The following is an 18,285-nucleotide window of genomic DNA, read 5'->3' on the forward strand; positions in this document are numbered from 1 at the left end:
CACAGAGTACTCCCAAGGGTGAATAGAAGGCCTGCAGCACTGACTCACATGTTCCAGTACTGACACGGAAGGCTTCAGTGCTGCCAGCATAAGCCATCTATTCAGAGTTGCATAATTCTATCCAGGTTCGCAATTCCTCTGTCCTGTTCCCGCACGTCAGCGACGTGTCCACCATCACCCGTCTTCATAGGTGAAGTGACCCGCCGTACCTCCGCCCCTGGCCACTCGCCGGGCCGCCGCGTCCGGCCGCCGGGCCGTCGCGGCCACGCGCCGTCATCAAGGAGGCGTGGCTGATACCGGTACGGGGCTGAGCGAGACACACGTGACGGGCGACCGCCCGGCTCTCCCACCGTCGTGGCGCGCTTTCGTCGGCTCAGGTTTTCAGAGGTCCGTGGATACTCGAGCGAGTTGTTCGGCGGGCCGCCACATGGCGGCGAACAGCGCGCGATGGAGTACTCCGGCGCGGGTGGCACGCGGGGGTGGGCCACGCGGCCCACCCCCGCGAAACCGTCCCGCGTCGTCAGACGAGGGCCAGTCGCGCCTCGGCCTTCTTCACTCCGGCGAAGCTGTGGGAGAACTGCTTGCGTACGCCGGAGTTGCAGGCCTTGGCCTGCTTGGTCACGCCGTTGCCACCCACGATGCGGACCACGGCGCACTTGCCGTCCATGCGGGTGTCCTCGACCCAGCCGGACACCGTGACCTTGCCGCCCGAGCAACGCAGCGTCCAGCTGGCCTCCGCTCCGCCGATCTTGGGGGACGCGGACGACGGACAGGTGGCCGCGCTCGCCGGAGCGGCGACGCCGAGAGCGAGTCCACCGGCGAGCAGGACGGCGGACAGCGCGGACGTGATGGTCTTGCGGACTACGGACATGGAGGTACTCCTTCGGAGAAGATCGGCGGGAACGGGACCGACGCGCTGTCTTCCGTTCCCGGGTGTCCCCGTCGATGAGTCGAGGGGGCGAGGCCCGGGAGCGCCGGTCGCGACATCAGCATGGCCAGTGGAATCGGCCGGCGAACGCGATGGGCGAGGCTTTCCCATGTGCATTCATGCACCGTGCATGGCGGGGCAGCGACCTGTGGCTATGCGGTGCGCGGAAAGGTCATGCAAGGGGTACGGGCGAACGGCTCGCGGGGCGTTGGTAATCCGGTGCGCTGACGGGTGGGCGCTGATTGACGAGCAGGGCGAGCCAGGTCGCCCGGTCCGTCTTTCCGGTCACCCGCAGACGATGGGTGCGCTGGAACAGCTGAAGGTCCGCGGCGGTCGCCGCCGTGAACTCCCCCGAGACCGCGGTGGCTCCCAGGCCCACGTTGTTCAGGAGGTCCTGTACGGCCCGCACCGCCGGGCCCGTGGAACCGGGCTCGACCTGCTTCACCAGCTCCGGCCAGGTACGGTTCCCCACCTTGCCGTCGGCCGGGAGATGCTTCTTCTGCTGGAAGTCCATGACCGCCTGGTGGGTCTTCTCCCCGAACAGGCCGTCGGCCCGCAGGTCGTAGCCGTGCGCCTTCAGCAGGTTCTGCAGGGCGCGCCCCCACGAGTACTCGTCCGCGGCCTCCTTCTTCATGTACAGCAGCGGCCACTTCTCCCGTGCCTGGTCCACGGCGCCACCACCCGCCGCGGCCGCCTGCTCCTTGACCTCGGTGGCGTCCCGGCCGGTGGGGGCGGTCCGCTCGTCGGCGTACAGCCCGGCGGCGAAGGACAGGACTGCCGTGACCGCGAGCGCCAGGAAGGGGCGGGCCCGTCGGAACAAGGGGCCGCGGTCGGCCGGTCCGTCAGTGGTGCCGGTGGTCCTGGTGGTGCCGGTGGTGGCGCCGACGGTGGTGACGGCGCCGGGGGCGTACGTGGCGTCGGGGTCGGCCGGGCGTTGCCGGCTGTTCTCCTCCAGGGCGGCCCTGGACAGCGACCTCGCCAGGTCCAGTTCCGTCGCCGGTGCCCGCAGGTGGGTGTGCAGGGCCTCCACGATCCTCGGGGGTGCGGTCGAGCTGTGTTTCGGGTTCAGATAGCGCGAGAGTGTCGTCTGGTCGATGCCGAGGCGCGCGGCCAGTGCCTGCTGTGTGGGACGCCTGCCGTCGGTGGAGCCACCTGCCTCCTCCCACCAGCGCCGGAGCAGTCGCGCCAGCCGCTCCCCCGGTCGTTGCGGATGCCGGCTCTCTCGCTCGTGCGTCATGCGTGCGCGTACCCTCCCGGTCGTCGTACGAACAGACGGGCGTCCACGTCACTGCATGACGGCATAGCAGCAGGTCATGAGCCTGCATTACGGCATACGTGGTTGCCTTGGCCTGCGGAGGCGCAGATCGTAACGACGTGGTCGGCGCGTCGGACCAACCTGTTGCGGGCACCGCCCACGGCACCGGGCGAGCGGCGAAACGTTCAGACCCCGCAGGGAAGCGGCGCCCGCCTCGTCTACGCGGCGCACCGCGGCGAGGACGAAAGGGGCCTGCCTTCATCCGAAGGAGTGGCCGGCGACGGAGCGGTCCGGCACGGATTGTTCACTCCTGGGGGCGTTTCGCCGTGGTCGCTCGGCCGACCAGGACCGTCTGATCCGCTGGACGGACCCACGGCGCTTTCGTCCAAGACAAGGCCCTTGAAGTCGGCGACGGTAGGTGCGTGCGCAGACACGAAGTGGGGGTTGCTCGCATGGATCGCGATGCCGAGGACGGCTGGGAGGTCGCCCGTCCGCTCGGTGGCGCGTCCCTCGACGGGGTCCGGATGGCCGGGTTCCGTGACCGTGCCGCCGCCGGGCTGGACATGCAGGTGCTCCCTCAGCCTGCCGTGGTCGTCGTCATCGGGTTCGGGGGCGACCCGTTGACGGTGGAGAGTGCCGCTGGACGCCGACCCATGGCGAGCCTCGTCGCCGCGTTGTCGCCCGGCCCGGCCCGGCCCGCATCCGCGGTGAGCGCGTCGAGTGCGTCGAAGTGTGCTTGTCACCCCGGGCCGCCCATGCGCTGCTGGGCGTCCCTCCGCGCGAACTGGACGGGTCCGTCACCGGTCTCAAGGACCTGTGGGGGCCGCAGGAACGACGCCTCCGCGAGCGGCTGACCGAAACGCAAAGTGGTCGGAACGCCTCGCGCTGACGGACGAGTTCCTCGCGAAGCGGGCCGCGCAGGCACCGGCGATGTCGCCGGAGGTAGCCGCCGCCTGGGACACCATCGTGGCCCGTCGGGGGCCGGGTACGGGTCGGTGACCTCGCCGCGTCCTGCGGATGGAGCCTCAAGCGGCTGCGGTCCAGGTTCAGTGCCGAGCTCGGCCTCACCCCCAAGCGTGCCGCCATACTGGTCCGCTTCGACCACGCCGCCCGAGCACTTCGCGCGGGTGAGAGCGCCAGCAGTGTCGCCCTGGCGTGCGGATACGTCGACCAGCCCCATCTTCATCGCGACGTACTGGCCCTCGCCGGGTGCACGCCGGGTGCTCTGGCCGACCGGACCACGTCTGCCGATTAGCGGCCCACGCCCCCATCAAGGAGACCGGCCACGCGCACGTGCCCGCGCCGGTTCACGCACGTACCACCACACCAAGGACGGGAAGCACCTGTGACACCTGTGACGAACACCGATGTCCGAGCAGCGGGGACGGCCGACCGCGAACTGATCGTCCGGCTCGCGTTCGGGAGCATGGCCGCGCAGACCCTGCGCGCGGCGGTCCGGTTGAGGGTGATGGATCTGGTCGGCGATACGCCGCGCTGTGCCGCCGAGGTGGCCGCCGAGGCCGGAGCCGAACCTCAGCCCATGACGCGGCTGCTGCGCGCCCTGGCCGGCCTCGGTCCGCTGAAGGAACACACGCCCGGCTTCTTCTCGGTGACCCCCGCGGGCGCGCTCCTCGACCCGGGCGGTCCCGACTCGCTCACGTCGTTCGTGCGGATGTTCACCGAGCCCGCGATAGTACGCGCCTGGGAGCACCTGGACGACAGCGTGCGCACCGGCGAGATCGCGTTCGACACCGTCTTCGGCACCGACTTCTTCAGCCACCTCGCCCGGCAACCCGAGTTGTCCTCGGAGTTCAACGCCGCGATGAGCCGAACCGTCTCGGAGACCGCCGCCGCGCTGCCGTATGCCTTCGACTTCGGCCGGTTCAGTTCTTCGGGTACACCGTGTACGCGTGGCAGTCGGCGCACCCCTTGATCAGGGCCTTCTTGAACTTGCCCCTGGGACTGGTGAGGGTCTTTTCCCTGGAGTCGTGGCGCCAGTCTCCCCAGCTGTCCCCGTACATGCGCACCCAGACGTGCCCCGCGCAGCCGCTGTTGTGCTTGATACCGACGGCCCTCGTCGTGGTGAGTTCGAGCGAGTAGACGGAGCCGCACGACCGGCTGTACATGAACCACCCCCGCTCCCGCTCGTCTTCGAGGATGTTGTCCGCCGCCCATGCGGAGGAGGGGGTGACGGTGGCGAGCATGAAGGATGCTGCGAGAGTGCCGAGGACAGTGGAAACGCGCTTGCCCATGAGAATGATCTCCCTTGATCGGTGCACCAGACGTACACACCGACTGTCGCCCGGAACAGAGGCGTTGGGGTACCTACAACTATGCAGGGTTGCGGCGTCGGCCACCGACCGGAGTCGAGGTCGTCAAGCCGTCCGGGCTGTTCACCCGCAGATGCTGACGGCCTCGGTACGGCGCGAAGAACGTCGTGCAGGCCCGGCACGGTGGGTGGTGTGTCCGGACGCTCGTTTCTTGCTTCCGGTGTGGTGAGCGCTTCGGTCGGCCGGAAGGGCCGACCGAAGCGCTTGCACACGCCTGCCCGAGGGGCTTGCTGCCCTGTTCAGCCGTGCTCGGGCTCCACCGGGAGCCACAGTTCGGCGTCGGCCTCGGTCTTGTCCGGCGACAGTCGGGTGCGCAGGATCTCGGGGCCGGTGCGGGTGCGGGTGCGGGTGCGACGGGAACCACTCGGTGAAGACGTCCCGCCACAGCTCTTGGATGGCCTGCGGTGCCGGCCCGGAGGTGGTGAAGACCGCCCAGGTGCCGGCCGGGACGGCCAACGTGGTCATGCCCTCGGGAGCGGGCGCGGAGGTGATCACACCGTGGTGGTAGTCGAGTTCGGTGCCTTCGGCGCGGCTGGGGTCCAGGTCGTCGCAGACCGGGACGACGCCGTCCGGCTCCTGGTCCGACAGCTTCTCCAGGCGCTCCAGGGTCTGCGGGTCGATCCCGCGGACAAAGTCCATGATCGCCTGGTTCAGGCCCACGTGTACCAGCGGTACCCGGGTCTTGAGCCCGACGACGGCGAAGTCCGCCTTGCCCACGACGCGGTATCGCATGCTGCTGCTCCCTTCGACGGTGAGGCGGAAGGCCATCCGGGGCTGGGAGATGAGTGCGGCGCCGGTACGCCGGGCGTTGCCCGGTCCGATGCCGTGCATGGCACGGAACGCCCGTGCGAACGCCTCTCCGGAGCCGTAGCCGTAGCCGTAGCGCACGGCGATCTCCAGCAGCGTCTCGCGCCCCGCGAGCACTTCGGCGCCCGCGAGGGTGAGCCGACGGCGCCGGACGTACTCCGACAGCGGCATGCCCGCGAGCGCGGAGAACATCCGGCGCAGGTGGTACTCCGAAGTGGCCGCGACGCGTGCCAGCTCCGCCACCTCGAGGTCCTGGTCGAGATGGCCCTCGATGTGCTCCATCGCCTGGTTCAGCCGTTCCAGCACGCCCGGTCCCCTTCCTCTTGACGATCACCACGCTAGGCAGCACCCGCCATGCCGGACCCGACATTCTGTGCCCGGTCGGGTCGGGTGCCCTGGGAACGGTCTCCCTCCTCCGTTCCGGGCCCACGCCGACGTCTGTTCCCGGGCACGCTTCCCGCGTACGGCCCGACGATCACGTCGGTGGCCCGTACGCGGAGCGGTCGGCTCGGTAGGCGTACCTCACCCCGCCTGCCTCCACACAACGCTTCCCACAGCAGCCACGAGGAGTTCCACCACCACACCCCTCCCGTTAGCCCCGCCTGGCTACCTTCGCCTCGCCCGGTCCGGCAGCTGGAGAGGTATGTCCATGAGCGCCCCTGTCCACCGCACCTCCGAACAGCCGTCCGTGGCCGCTCTGACAGCGGCGCGGGAGCGTCGGGAGGGAAGCCGGACGGGGAGTCCTTCCGGGTCCGGGACCTCGACGGAACAGGCCCTCCTCAGGCTCCAGTCCAGCGCCGGCAACCGTGCGGCGGCCGCCACGGTGCAACGCGCCAGGGGCAGGACTCTGGAACGGACCCCGGAGACCGACACCGCGAGACCCAGCTCGGCCCCCGGCGCCCGGCGTGCCCCGGCCGGCCGCGCCCGAGGCGGCTCGGTGTCCGGCGTCCCGGGCACCGTGGAACTCGACCCCTCCGTGTGGGACCGCGCCGAAACGCCCGGGCCGGCCGGCCCGGAACGCGCTGTGACGCCCGAGGCCGTCACGGAAACCCCGGCCGCCCGTACTCGGAAACGCGCCCGACGCGACTCGGACTCCGAAGCCCCGCACACCACCGGCGCCCGCAAACGCGCCCGGCGTGACTCGTACGCCGAGGTCCGGCACACCACCGGCAGCCCGGAACGCGTCGCCACACCCGAGGCCACCGCGGAGACCGTCGCCCCGCCGGAACGCGTCGCGACACCCGAGATCACCGCGGAACCCCGCATCACCCCGACCGGGCGCCCCCGAAGTGGCTCGGCCCCCGGCGCCCGGTCCGCCACGGCCGGCCGCACCCGGCGCGGCTCGGACTCCGGCCTCGGGGGCATGGAAGTCGACCCCCGCTTCCGGGACCACGTCGAAACGTCCAGGACCGAAGCACGCGCCGCCGCGGAAGCACGCGCCTCGGAGGCCGCACGGATCGCCGAAGAGGAAGCGGCGCGCGCCGCGGAAGCCGCACGCGTCGCCCAGGAAGAGGCACGCGCGGCGGAGGAGGCGCGCATCGCCGAAGAAGCGCGTATCGCCGCCGAAGAAGCCGCCCGCGCCGCGGAGGCAGCGCGCATCGCCGAGGAAGAAGCTCGCGCGGCCGAAGAGGCACGCACCGCCGAAGAAGCGCGTATCGCCGCCGAAGAAGCCGCACGCGCCGCGGAAACCGCGCGTATCGCCGCCGAAAGGGAAGCGGCACGCGTCGCCGAAGCCGCACGCGCCGCCCAGGAAGAAGCTCGCGCGGCCGAGGAGGCACGCGCCGCGGAGGAGAGGGCGGAAGCCGCCGCGGAGAAGAGGAGTGAGCGCCTCAAGGCGGTGGCCGAGAACGCGGATCAGGGGAAGAGGCTCCTCGAACCCGGGGACGCTCTGGGCAAGGGTGTCCAGGCCCCCACGGCCGCCGGCCTCGGTCAGGAGGCCACCGCGGCGGCGGAAGCCGCCGCGAAGCCCGGCTCCGCCACCGCGGGGGCTTCCGGCGCGTCGGGAGCCGCCGCCCTGAAGCACGACGCCGCTGCCACGGGCGTGTCCGGCGCATCGCTGAGCGCCCTCACGGAGCTCCTCTCCCTCGGGGCCAGCGTCGCGGATTCGCTCAGGAACATGAAGACGTCCCTGAAGGAGAGGGCCGGAGCCGGGCACCACAACGCGAGGAAGAAGGCCAAGACCAAGGCGACCGACGCGGGCGTCAGCGTCGCCAGTACGGGTGCCAACAGCGGCGCCATCGCCAAGGACGCGGTCAAGCTGCAGGGCGCGGCGAACACCGCGACCGCCGCCGAAGCGAGCGGCATTCTCAGCGCCGTCGCCGGGCTGGCGAAGAGCATCCGTGCCATGGGCAAGGTCGGAAGAGCGTCCAGCAAGTACAGGAATCTGAAGAAGCTCGGGAAGGCCGGCGTCGTCCACGCCGACCTGCTGGCCCGGCTGACGGAGGAGGCGAACGGCGCCTACCACCAGGCCAACAACGCGCTCAACGACGTGGAGAGGATAAGGACGGCCAACGCGGGCCGGCCGGCCGAGCTGTGGGCCGAGGAGGTTCGCGAGCCCCTGGCCGCCTTCACCGCGGCGGAGGAGCGCGCACGCCACACCAGAGAGGCCTACGACCGCGCCCTGCGCGACGTGGGCACGCTGGCCGAGACGCAGAAGTTCGCGAAGAGGAAGCAGGCCTTCAAGATCGGCAAGGAGGCCACGGGCGGCGTCGTGGGCGAGGGCCTCAAGGGCGCGGCCGGCATCGTGACCGCGACCACGATCGCCGCGGGAACTCTCGGGAGCAACCCGGCCGGTTGGATCATCGCCGCGGTGGGGGCGGGCCTCGTCGTCACGGTCGCCGCTTACAAGGGCGGCCGGGCGGCCCACAAGCGATTCCAGCAGGAGCACCACCCCGAGCGTTATACGCCGGAGGGCGAGACGACGCCGGTGGCCAAGCCCACCTGGGAATCGCTGAAGCACGCCATGAAGGTCTGGAAGAAGGTGGAGAGGCACAAGCGCCAGCTGGCGGCGCACAAGATCTACAACATGGCGTCGAGCCCCGACGTGGCGCCCGAACTGCGCCACTCCGCCCTGGAACTCCTCGTAGCGCTCAAGGCCGGCCCCGAGAAGCACAACATGGAACGGGAGGAGTGGGAGGCGAGCCTCCGGGCCCCGGCGGGCAAGGCCAAATGGATCAAGGAGATCACGGACCAGCTGAGCTCCGGATCGTGACGGAGCGGGCCGGGGGCAGAGTGGGGGCCACGCGACGACAGCCCCGCTCCCGGCCCGCGGCACCGGCACCCAGCACACCGGCGTCCGCGGCACCGGCGTTCGCGGCACCGGCGTGACCCGCTGCCGGCCGTCGCGCGGCAGCAGGTCACGGGCCGGGGCCCATCGTCTCGGCGGACGCTCAGTCGAGGCAGAACTCGTTGCCCTCGATGTCCCGCATCACGATGCACGACTCGTTGTACTCGTCGGCGACCATCACTCGCTCGCACGTCGCGCCGAGGGCCACCAGCCGGTCGCACTCGGCCTGAAGCGTGGCGAGGCGCTCCTCGCCCACGAGACCCGTACCGGCTCGCACGTCGAGATGGACCCGGTTCTTGACGACCTTGCCTTCAGGGACGCGCTGGAAGAACAGTCGCGGGCCCGCGCCCGAGGGATCCACGCAGGCGAACGCCGAGCCCTGCTGCTCGGGCGGCAGGGCGCGATCGAAGTCCTCCCACGTGGCGAAGCCCTCCGGGGGCGGCGGTACGACGTAGCCGAGCACCTCGCACCAGAAGCGGGCGAGGCGCTCGGGGTTCGCGCAGTCGAAGGTGATTTGGACCTGCCTGATCGATGACATCGGCGCACGATAGCAAGGGAGGTCCGGTTGCTCATTTCCCTTTTCCGGTGCGCGTGTTGCCGGGTGGGCGGGACCTGTCGATCGTCTCGGCCGAGTGGGTAGTGTGCGTCGTCGTGCCCGTGTTCCGGTTCCGGCTCTCGGGTCGGCCCCGGGGCGGGCAGCGGTTACGGCCTGTGGAGCGCTGAGTGGGGGAGGGCGTGTCGGTGTTCGCACCGCTGGAGGAGGCGGATCCGCGTCGCGTGGGCCGGTTCCGGATCGTGGCCAGGCTCGGGGCGGGAGGCATGGGCCGGGTCTATCTCGGGCGTTCGCCCGGAGGCCGGTCGGTCGCGGTGAAGGTGGTACGTGCGGAGCTCGCCGAAGAGGCCGGGTTCCGGCGGCGGTTCGCCCGGGAGGTGGAGACCGCCCGGCGGGTCACCGGGTTCTTCACCGCCGCGGTGGTGGATGCCGACCCGCAGGGCTCCCCCGCCTGGCTGGCCACCGAGTACGTACCGGGGATGCCCCTGGGCGAGGCGGTCGGACAGCACGGGCCGTGGCCCGAGAAGAGCGTTCTGGTGCTGGGGGCCGGACTGGCCGAGGCGCTGGAGGCCGTCCACGACGCGGGGGTGGTCCACCGGGACCTGAAGCCGTCGAACGTACTGCTCGCCGCGGACGGCCCGCGAGTCATCGACTTCGGGATCTCGGTCCTGGCCGAGGTGAGCGCGCACGCGAGCGTACTGACGCAGACCGGGGCGGTCATCGGCACGCCGGGTTTCATGTCGCCGGAGCAGCTGGCGGGGGGTGAGGTCGGTCCGCCGAGCGATGTGTTCTCCCTCGGGACGGTACTGGCGTTCACCGCCACCGGCTCCGGCCCGTTCGGAGCCGGCGCGGCCCAGGCGCTGAACTACCGCATCGTCCACGAACAACCGGACCTGAGCGGCCTGTCGCCGGTGCTGGCCGATGTGGTGGGGCGCTGTCTGGCCAAGGAGCCGGAACGGCGGCCCTCCGTGGCCACGTTGGTGCGCGAACTCGGCCGGGCCCTGCCGGACGAGGGACAGGAGGCGTCCCGGCCACTGTCGGAAGGCGGCTGGCTGCCGGAGCCGGTGACCCGCGTACTGCGGGAACGGGCACACACCCGCACCGTGGCTCCCCAAAAGCACGGCCAGGCGCACGGCCAGGCGCAGGAACAGGCGCGGGAACAGGGCCAAGGAGAGGGAAAGGGGCAGGAGCGGCGGCAGGGAACGCCGCCGCTCCTGCCCGACGGTGACGAACCCGCGCCCCACCACGCGCCGACCCGGACGGGCCCGCAGTCGCCCCCGGCCGCGCCCCCGGCTCCGGTCCATCCTCCGACCGCGCTGGCGCCACCGGCGCGTGAGGTGAGACCCGAGCGGCCCCGGATACCGGTGACTCCGAGACCGGCGGACATGCGCCCGTCACCGTCACCGTCACCGTCCTCCACGGTCCCGTACCCGCCGGTCGTCACCCGTCGCCGGGTGCTGGGCACTCTGGGCGGTGTGGCGGCCGTGGGCGCCGGTTTCACCCTGATGAAGGTCCGGAGCGACAGGGCCGACGCCGCCGAGAGGCCCCCGGCCGGCGTCAAGCGGCGTTGGGCCCTCGCAGACTTCGCGACGTCCTCCCCGGTGGCGGTCGTCGGCAGCACCCTCTACGTGGGCCGGTCCGACGGCCTGCGTGCCCTCGGCACCGCCGACGGCCGGCAGCGCTGGGCCTTCGACGCCCGCACGGACAGCACCGGTCATCCCCCGGCCGTCGCCGACGGCACGGTCTACTTCGGCAGTAGCGACGGCACCATGTACGCCATCGACGCCGCCACCGGCGGCAAACGCTGGAGCTCCCCGGTGGCGGCCGAGAGCAGGGTGGGCATGTCCGCGACCGTCGCCGACGGCATCGTCTACTTCCTCAGCCGCAGACGCACCGGCGCCGAGCACATCGAAGCGAGGCTGCACGCCGTCGACGAGGCCACCGGCCGGGAACGCTGGGCCTTCACCTATTCCGCGGACTTCGCCCACGTGCCACCCCCGGTGGTCTCGGGCGGCGCCGTCTTCGTCGGCGGCCGCGACGGCACCCTGTACGCCGTGGACGCCGCCACCGGCCAAGAGCGCTGGGCCGTCCCCACGGCCGGGAAGTCCGTCCCCGAGCCGCAGAAGCGTCTCCACCTGGCCCCGCTGGTCCCGGACGGCACCGTCTACGCCGGAGGCGGCGACGGCACCCTGTACGCCGTGGACGCCGCCACCGGCCGAAAGCGCTGGACCTTCGCCACCGGTGAACGGGCGACCGTGCGGCCCGCCGTCTCCGGTGGCACCGTCTGTCTCAACAGCTACGCGGGCAAGCTGTACGCCATCGACGCCGCCACCGGAAAGCAACGCTGGACCATCACCCCCGGCGAACACTCGTCATCGGCTCCGACGGTCGCCGCGGGCACCGTCTACGTCGGAAACCGCAACCACAAGCTCTACGCCGTCGACGTCGCCACGGGCCGCAAGCTATGGGCCTACAAGTCCGAAGGCCCGATATCCGAGACCCCTGTCGTCGCGGACGGCACGCTTTACATCAGCTCCGGCAGCCCGGGCAACGAACTGCAGGCGGTGGCACTCGGCGCACCCACACCCGGCCCGGCCGGGTGAGGGGCGGCGATCGCCCCGTTCGCCCGACCGGACTCACGTCGGCTCAGCGGTCCACCGGGAGGACGGGCAAAGGGGCCGGCCTCACGGCTTGCGCCCCACGCCGCAGTAGGCGTCGACGGCGGCGGTGCTCGGGGCGTCCGGGTCCGGGCGCCAGGAGGGGACCTGGGCGATGCCGGGAGCGACCAGCTCCAGCCCTTCGAAGAAGCCGGCGATCTCCTCGACCTCGCGCACGTAGTACGGAGTCGCTCCGCTGGCGTTGTAGGCGTTCGAGGCGGCGATCATGCCCTCGCTCGTCGCGGTGCTGTCGCTGATCACCAGGTGGCTGCCCGACGGGAGGCCCGCCATCAGCTGCCGTACCAGGTCGCGTGCCTGGTCGTAGTCGGCGACGTGGCCGAGGGTGTTGAGGATGATCAGGGCGATCGGCCGGGAGAAGTCGAGGGTGCCGGCGGCGGCCTCCAGGACGGTGTCGGGCGCGTAGAGGTCGGCGTCCAGGTAGGCGGTCCGGCCCTCGGGGGTGCTGGTGAGCAGCGCGTTGGCGTGGGTCAGCACGATCGGGTCGTTGTCGACGTACACGATCCGGGCGTCGGGAGCCGCGCGCTGCGCCACTTCGTGGGTGTTGTCGGCGGTGGGGAGCCCGGTGCCGATGTCCAGGAACTGCCGGATGCCCTGTTCTCGGACCAGATGGCGGACGGCGCGTCCCAGGAAGAGCCGGCTGGTGAGGGCCACGTCGACGAGGCCGGGGAAGATCTCCTTGATCTGCTCCCCGATCTCCCGGTCGACCTCGTAGTTGTCCTTGCCACCGACGAAGTAGTTCCAGAAGCGGGCCGAGTGCGGTGTGGCGGTGTCGATCCGGGCCCGTATCTCCGCGCTGGCAGCGACCTGGGAGTTGGTGTCCGACACGGCAGGGTCTCCTCGGGGTTGGCGTGGATGATCGCGATCGGGACACCAACCTAGCGCCGCCATCGTTCATGTGGCGTGAAAAAAGGTCCACCGATGGAGGGTTGGCGGCAGATCGTACGGCCCACCCGTGACTCGAGGACGAGCGCGAGGGTGCGAGGACGCGGCACTGGACCGGGGTACGGCTCGACCGGGGTGCGGCCACCTGCTCCTGCCGCGGCCTGCCGTCCGTCTCGGGCCGGCGGGACAGGCCGGCGGTCGGCGCGGTCGGCGGACCCGGACCGGCCCTCCACCGGGGCCTCCCCCGCCGTCACCGACGTCGACGGCGTCAACACCTCAGGCCTCGAACGTCGCGTCGCCCTTCCAGGTGACGTTCATCGCGCCCAGGCGGAGCTGCATGGCAAGGTGGACGCTTCTCTTGAACTCGTTGACCAGCCACTTCACGTAGGCGTGCGAGTAACCCTCCTTCCTCGCCAGGCCCTCGATGAGAACGGTCTCGCCACCCGCGGCGGCGACATCCCCGGCAAGGGACTTGAGGTTGGCCTCTCGGCCCCACTGCGGCGTGGAGGTGTTGATGTGGATGCTGCTCGCCGCCGTGCCCGCCGACGGGCCGTTCTTGTCGATGTTCTTCTGGTTGGCGACCGATCGCGCGGTGAGGTGGAACTGGGAGACGTCGAGGCCGATGGTCCCCTGCTGCAACTGGCTCGCCTTGACCATGCAGTTCAGGTGGACGGCCAGCTTGCCGCCGCCGTCCAGGGGCACCGTGACCCACTGCGAGATCATGTTCAGACCGAGGTTGCCCTGCGGGCCCCGACCGAAGCGGAACTCGTCCACCCGGAGCCCGTTGAAGACCGACTCCAGGAACTGCTCGGGCTGCCGCCGAGCGAGGTCCTCCGCGGAATCGACAAGCGACAGATCCGACATGGGGGTGGCGCGCCGGGGCCCCTGCTGGGTGTCGCTCGGCTGGCGCTGCACCGTGCGCGCGACGGCGGCGTTCCCCGCTCTGCTCTGGAGGTCCAGCACAGCGGCCTCGGGGGTACGGAGCGCGGGAACGGTCGGCCGCTGGGAATCGGCACGACGGCGTGCGGGCTCGTCAGTCCTGCTTGCGTACAAAGGCCCATGCCCTTCCTTGATCGACCACATGCCCCGGAACCGTCACCCGTTCCGGTCAGCAGGGTCCTGCTCCGGTATACCCGGGCCGGCGCCCCGCGGACAAGGAACTCCCGGGCAGTCAATGGCGTGCCGGGGGCCGTCGGGAGGTGCCCCCGACGGCCCCCGGCGATGCCCCGGCGGTGCCCCGGCCGGCGTCAGCCGCACCGGAAGGGCCGGCGGGCGGTCAGCCGAACATGCCCGGCACGTAGTCGCCCGCCGGCTGGCGGGTGATGACGTTCATGCGGTTGTACATGTTGATCATGGCGATCAGGCCGACCAGTCCGGTGAGCTGGTCCTCGTCGTAGTGCTCGGCCGCGTTCGCCCAGGCCTCGTCGGTGACGCCGCCGCCGTCGGCGATACGGGTGCCCTGCTCGGTCAGCTCCAGGGCGGCGCGCTCGGCGTCGGTGAAGACCTTGGCCTCCCGCCACGCCGCGAGCAGGTTCAGGCGCAGAGCGGTCTCCCCCGCCTTCTCGGCGTCCTTGGTGTGCATGTCGAGGCAGAAACCGCAGCCGTTGATCTGGCTGGCGCGGATCTTCACCAGCTCCTGGGTCGTGACCGGCAGCGTCGACTCCAGGGTCTTGGCCGCCGAGTTGATGTGCCGCAGGAACTTACCGGCGAGCGGACTGGCGAACATGTTGAGACGTGCTTCCATGATGATTTCCTCCGGCTCATCCGCAATCGAGTTGCTTATCGGGCGTGGTCGTCGGCTCGGTCGTCGAGCTTTGTCGTCGGGCTTCGTCGTCGGGCTTCGTCGTCGGGCTGGGTGGTCGGGCTCGGTCGTCGGGCGTTCGCGCCCTTGGGTGTACACCGCTACGACGGATCGCGGGGGGCGGGATGTGACAGGCCCGGGCAGATGGCGGGCGTGACCTGCGTCTCATCCGTCCGGGGTGGCTCGTGCCAGCAGCCGGCGCAGGGCCGCCGTCACCTCGGCCGGGCGTTCGTCCATCACCCAGTGGCCGGTGTCGTCCAGCATCGTCAGTTCGGCCCCGGGGATCGCCTCGGCCAGCTCGGTCGCGATCGCGGGGCGCAGGTACGTGTCCTCGCGGCCCCAGACGACCGACGTCGGGCAGACGATGCCGGGGAGGCGTCGGCGCAGTTCGGGACGGGGCGCGGTGCGGTAGTCGCCGAAGAAGTGGAGCAGCTGACGGCGGCCCTCGGGTGTGTCCATCCAGGCGACGTAGCTTTCCAGGACGCCCGCGTCGAGGTGGCCCGCGCGGACCAGTGGCGCGAAGGCCCGGCGGTGGATGGCGGCGTAGGGCAGGCGCATCGCGGCCGGTCGCAGTACGGGCGTTCGTCCGGCGAGGTTGACCAGGCTGAAGACGGCGTACCAGTGGCGGGCGAAGGAAGCGTGCGCGCGGCTGTTGAGGATCGCCAGCCGGCGTACGCGCTCGGGGTGGGTCTCGGTGAAGCCGAGGGAGAGGAAGCCGCCGTAGTCGTGGCCGACCAGGTTCACCCGCTCCAGCTCCAGCGCGTCCAGCAGCCGACCGAGCCGGGCGACCTCGGTGTCGTAGTCGAAGCGCAGGTGCGTCGGGCGGTCGGACTCGCCCCAGCCGAGGAGATCCGGGGCGATGACCCGGTACTGCCGCGCCAGGGGCGGGATCTGGTGACGCCAGCAGTGGTGGTTGGCGGGGTAGCCGTGCAGGAGGAGGACCGGCTCGGCGTCGGGGGGTCCCGACTCCCAGCAGGCCACGCGGGCACCGCCGTCCACCGTGACCGACCGGGCGCGGGGCCCGTCCGTACCGGGGTTCTGCGTACTCATCGGCTGCTCGCTCCCTCGTTCGTCCGCACTCCCCCACTCCCCTCCCCCTCCCTCCCTCCACCCAACTCGGCGGATGCCCGGAAGTGACGCGCCCGGGGCACGGTGTTCGGCCGAAGGGGCGGCGCGCAGCCCCCGACGTGCGGCGGACCGGCGGCCACCCCGGCGCGTGCGGCATGCCCGGCGGGGATTAGGTTCGGTTCCAGTAGTCGGCACAGCAGGAGGCAGACATGGCGAAGGTTCCCAGCGCGGTGGTCGCCGCGGGTGGTCTCGTGGGCGGGTACGGCGTGGCCCGCTGGACGAAGAAACGGCAGCTCGGCGGGGTCGTACTCGCCGTCGCCGGGGCCGCCGCCGCACAGCAGTGGCGGGAACGGGCCGGTGGGCGGGCCGCCGGAGCGCTGACGGCCGCGTACGTCGCCGGCTTCGCCGGGTCCCACCCGCTGGCCAAGAAGGTCGGCGCCTGGCCCGCCGTCCTCGGTGTCGCCGGGGCCGTGGCACTGGCCTCCTGGGCGGTCGCCGACCGGCGGGACTGACGGTCCGGACCGGGATCAGGGCAGGTGCGTCAGTACGTTCACCACCCGCCCGTTCGGGTCCCGTACGAAGAAACGCCGTACGCCCCACTCCTCGTCCCGCGGCTCCCGTACGATCTCCGCGCCCGACGCGGCCACCCGCGCGTACACCGCGTCCACGTCCTCGACCTCCACGCTCAGGTCGGGAACGACCGGCGCGGTGCGTTCCTCGGTGAAGAGGCTGATCTGGGCGGTGGGGTTGGACGGGGAGGCCAGGGTCACCGCCCAGCCCATGTTCATGACCTCCTCGAAGCCCAGCAGGCCGTAGAAGTCACGACTGCTGTGCAGCTCCTCCTCGCGCTCGACCTGGATGTCGGGGACGATCCGGCGGATAGTCATCGGGCGGCTCCTCACGGTCGGACGGTCCGGCGACGGAGCACACGGACCGTACGGACGGCACGACGGTACGGACGGCACGACGGTACGGACGACGATCGAGACCGGACCGACGCTACGCGCCCGTCGTGCCGGAACACATCGGTCCCACCGAGCTTGTCGATCCCGCCGAGCCCGCCGATCACGCCGCGCCCGCAGGTCACGCCGCGCCCGCAGGTCACGAAGAGTCCGCCGACCCCCCGCGCACCACCGACAACGGCTCCGCGATGTCCTCCAGCGAGCGGCGTTCCGCCTTCACCGCCAGGAACGCCGCCACCAGCCCGGCCGCGCACATCAGCCCGGCGCCGATCTGGAAGGCCAGGACCGTGTCGCCGACCACGCCGGACTCGGTGAGGTTGGCGAAGAGCAGCGGGCCGCTGATGCCGCCGGCGGCGGTGCCGATGGCGTAGAAGAAGGCGATGGCCATGGCGCGGGTCTCCATGGGGAAGATCTCGGAGACCGTCAGGTACGCGCTGGAGGCGCCCGCCGACGCGAAGAACAGCACCACGCACCAGCAGACCGTCATCGTCGTGGCCGTCAGCGACCCCCGGTCGAAGAGGTACGCCGTGCCGAAGAGCAGGATGCCGGAGAGCAGATACGTGCTGGAGATCATGATCCGGCGGCCGACCGTGTCGAAGAGCGGGCCGAGGAGCAGCGGGCCGCAGAAGTTGCCGGCGGCGATGACGGCGAAGTAGTAGCCGGTGCTGCCGGTCGGCACGTCGAAGAAGGTGATGAGGATGGTGCCGAAGCCGAAGGTGATGGCGTTGTAGAGGAAGGCCTGGCCGACGAAGAGGGAGAGGCCGAGGACCGCGCGGCGCGGGTAGCCGCGGAAGACGGTCTTGGCGATCAGGCCGAAGCCGATGCTCTTGCGCTGGTGGATGGTGATCTCACCGGCCGGCGGCGGCAGCTTCTCGCCCTTCTCCTTCTCGATCTCCCGTTCGGCGGACGACACGAGGGCGTCGGCCTTCTCCCCCTGGCCGTGGATGAACTGCCAGCGTGGGCTCTCCGGGACGTGCCGGCGCACGAGCAGGATGACCAGGCCCAGGACCACTCCGAGGCCGAAGCTGAGCCGCCAGCCGAGATCCTTGGGGAAGATGTCGGTGTCCAGCATCACGATGGACAGCAGGGCGCCGCCGATCGCGCCGAGCCAGTAGCTGCCGTTGATGATGAGGTCGACCCGGCCCCGGTACTTGGACGGGATCAGCTCGTCGATCGCGGAGTTGATCGCCGCGTACTCGCCGCCGATGCCGAAGCCGGTGAGGAAGCGGAAAAGGAAGAACCACCAGGTCTCGAAGGAGAGCGCGGTCAGCGCCGTCGCCGCCAGATAGACGACCAGCGTCACCATGAACAGCTTCTTGCGGCCGTAACGGTCGGTCAGCCAGCCGAAGAACAGGGCCCCGGAGCAGGCGCCCGCCACATACAGGGCGGCGGCCATACCGGTGATCTGGGCCGAACTGATGTCCAGGCCGCTGCCTTCCTCGGCGATGCGGCCGGCCACGTTGCCGACGATCGTGACTTCCAGGCCGTCCAGGATCCAGACGGTGCCCAGGCCGATCACGATCATCCAGTGCCACCGTGACCAGGGCAGCCGGTCCAGTCGGGCCGGGACGGCCGTGGTGACGGTGCCGGTGGCGGCGGGCGTCGAGCCCGGCGACGACGATTCCGCTGTCATGGCTCCCTCTCCGTCGAGCGAACGCCTCCCGTGTGCCCCGCACCGGGAGGGACACGCCCGCCGCGCCGGGAGGCCGCAGGGCCCGCCCACGCCCTCGGAGGG

The 18,285-nt window shown here is 71.1% G+C and carries 13 protein-coding genes and 3 pseudogenes; 5 read left to right on the forward strand and 11 right to left on the reverse strand.

All coding sequences use genetic code 11. From position 1 onward, the window contains the following. Nucleotides 1–520 precede the first annotated feature (520 nt). Both QC283_RS02480 and QC283_RS02485 read right to left on the reverse strand, forming a co-directional pair. Nucleotides 521–871, reverse strand: coding sequence for a hypothetical protein (locus QC283_RS02480; RefSeq protein ID WP_279559627.1), 351 nt, complete (start codon nt 869–871; stop codon nt 521–523). Nucleotides 872–1,100: 229 nt separating this feature from the next. Continuing rightward, the gene (locus QC283_RS02485) at nt 1,101–2,165 is read right to left on the reverse strand and encodes a peptidoglycan-binding protein (protein ID WP_279559628.1); all 1,065 of its coding nucleotides are present in this window, start codon (nt 2,163–2,165) and stop codon (nt 1,101–1,103) included. Between the two features lie 470 nt (nt 2,166–2,635). Here QC283_RS02485 and QC283_RS02490 point away from each other — a divergent pair. Together QC283_RS02490 and QC283_RS02495 are read left to right on the forward strand one after the other, a co-directional pair. Beyond that, nucleotides 2,636–3,438 (forward strand): annotated as a pseudogene (locus QC283_RS02490) (helix-turn-helix domain-containing protein). Between the two features lie 99 nt (nt 3,439–3,537). Then, nucleotides 3,538–4,068 (forward strand): annotated as a pseudogene (locus QC283_RS02495) (methyltransferase family protein); the annotation flags it as partial. Here QC283_RS02495 and QC283_RS02500 read toward each other — a convergent pair. Together QC283_RS02500 and QC283_RS02505 are read right to left on the reverse strand one after the other, a co-directional pair. After that, nucleotides 4,067–4,435 (reverse strand): hypothetical protein, encoded by a 369-nt coding sequence (locus tag QC283_RS02500; protein ID WP_279559629.1) that lies wholly within the window; start codon nt 4,433–4,435, stop codon nt 4,067–4,069. The pseudogene QC283_RS02495 and the gene QC283_RS02500 sit on opposite strands and share 2 nt — an antisense overlap. Before the next feature lie 317 nt (nt 4,436–4,752). Beyond that, nucleotides 4,753–5,626, reverse strand: a pseudogene (locus QC283_RS02505) (AraC family transcriptional regulator). A 343-nt stretch (nt 5,627–5,969) separates the two neighbouring features. Here QC283_RS02505 and QC283_RS02510 point away from each other — a divergent pair. Further along, nucleotides 5,970–8,531 (forward strand): hypothetical protein, encoded by a 2,562-nt coding sequence (locus QC283_RS02510; RefSeq protein WP_279559630.1) that lies wholly within the window; start codon nt 5,970–5,972, stop codon nt 8,529–8,531. 178 nt (nt 8,532–8,709) lie between these two features. Here the strand turns inward: QC283_RS02510 and QC283_RS02515 are convergent, their stop codons facing one another. Beyond that, nucleotides 8,710–9,144, reverse strand: a complete 435-nt coding sequence (locus QC283_RS02515; protein ID WP_279559631.1) for a VOC family protein — start codon at nt 9,142–9,144, stop codon at nt 8,710–8,712. A gap of 197 nt (nt 9,145–9,341) precedes the next feature. On the opposite strand from QC283_RS02515, the gene QC283_RS02520 reads away from it, so the two are divergent. After that, a complete protein-coding gene (locus QC283_RS02520; protein ID WP_279559632.1) occupies nt 9,342–11,762 on the forward strand; it encodes a serine/threonine-protein kinase in 2,421 nt (806 codons plus the stop codon). 81 nt (nt 11,763–11,843) lie between these two features. Here the strand turns inward: QC283_RS02520 and QC283_RS02525 are convergent, their stop codons facing one another. The 4 genes from QC283_RS02525 to QC283_RS02540 all read right to left on the reverse strand — a co-directional run bounded on the left by QC283_RS02525 (nt 11,844) and on the right by QC283_RS02540 (nt 15,570). Next, entirely contained in the window at nt 11,844–12,662 is an 819-nt protein-coding gene (locus tag QC283_RS02525; protein ID WP_279559633.1) for an SAM-dependent methyltransferase, read from the reverse strand. Between the two features lie 333 nt (nt 12,663–12,995). Continuing rightward, entirely contained in the window at nt 12,996–13,772 is a 777-nt protein-coding gene (locus tag QC283_RS02530) for a hypothetical protein (RefSeq protein ID WP_279559634.1), read from the reverse strand. Nucleotides 13,773–13,995: 223 nt separating this feature from the next. Beyond that, nucleotides 13,996–14,463 (reverse strand): carboxymuconolactone decarboxylase family protein, encoded by a 468-nt coding sequence (locus QC283_RS02535; RefSeq protein WP_279559635.1) that lies wholly within the window; start codon nt 14,461–14,463, stop codon nt 13,996–13,998. 222 nt (nt 14,464–14,685) lie between these two features. Continuing rightward, nucleotides 14,686–15,570, reverse strand: coding sequence for an alpha/beta fold hydrolase (locus QC283_RS02540; protein WP_279559636.1), 885 nt, complete (start codon nt 15,568–15,570; stop codon nt 14,686–14,688). A gap of 227 nt (nt 15,571–15,797) precedes the next feature. Here QC283_RS02540 and QC283_RS02545 point away from each other — a divergent pair, with 227 nt between their 5' ends. Continuing rightward, nucleotides 15,798–16,100 carry a hypothetical protein gene (locus QC283_RS02545; RefSeq protein ID WP_279559637.1) on the forward strand — a complete coding sequence of 101 codons (303 nt, stop codon included), beginning with the start codon at nt 15,798–15,800 and terminating at the stop codon, nt 16,098–16,100. Nucleotides 16,101–16,115: 15 nt separating this feature from the next. Here the strand turns inward: QC283_RS02545 and QC283_RS02550 are convergent, their stop codons facing one another. Together QC283_RS02550 and QC283_RS02555 are read right to left on the reverse strand one after the other, a co-directional pair. Beyond that, a complete protein-coding gene (locus QC283_RS02550; protein WP_279559638.1) occupies nt 16,116–16,475 on the reverse strand; it encodes a VOC family protein in 360 nt (119 codons plus the stop codon). 214 nt (nt 16,476–16,689) lie between these two features. Beyond that, nucleotides 16,690–18,183: an MFS transporter gene (locus tag QC283_RS02555; protein WP_279559639.1), complete on the reverse strand. Its 1,494-nt coding sequence runs from the start codon at nt 18,181–18,183 to the stop codon at nt 16,690–16,692. Between the last annotated feature and the right edge of the window lie 102 nt (nt 18,184–18,285).

Origin of the sequence: Streptomyces sp. DH41, from assembly GCF_029813785.1 — a bacterium.
In the GTDB taxonomy this organism is placed as follows: Bacteria; Actinomycetota; Actinomycetes; order Streptomycetales; family Streptomycetaceae; genus Streptomyces.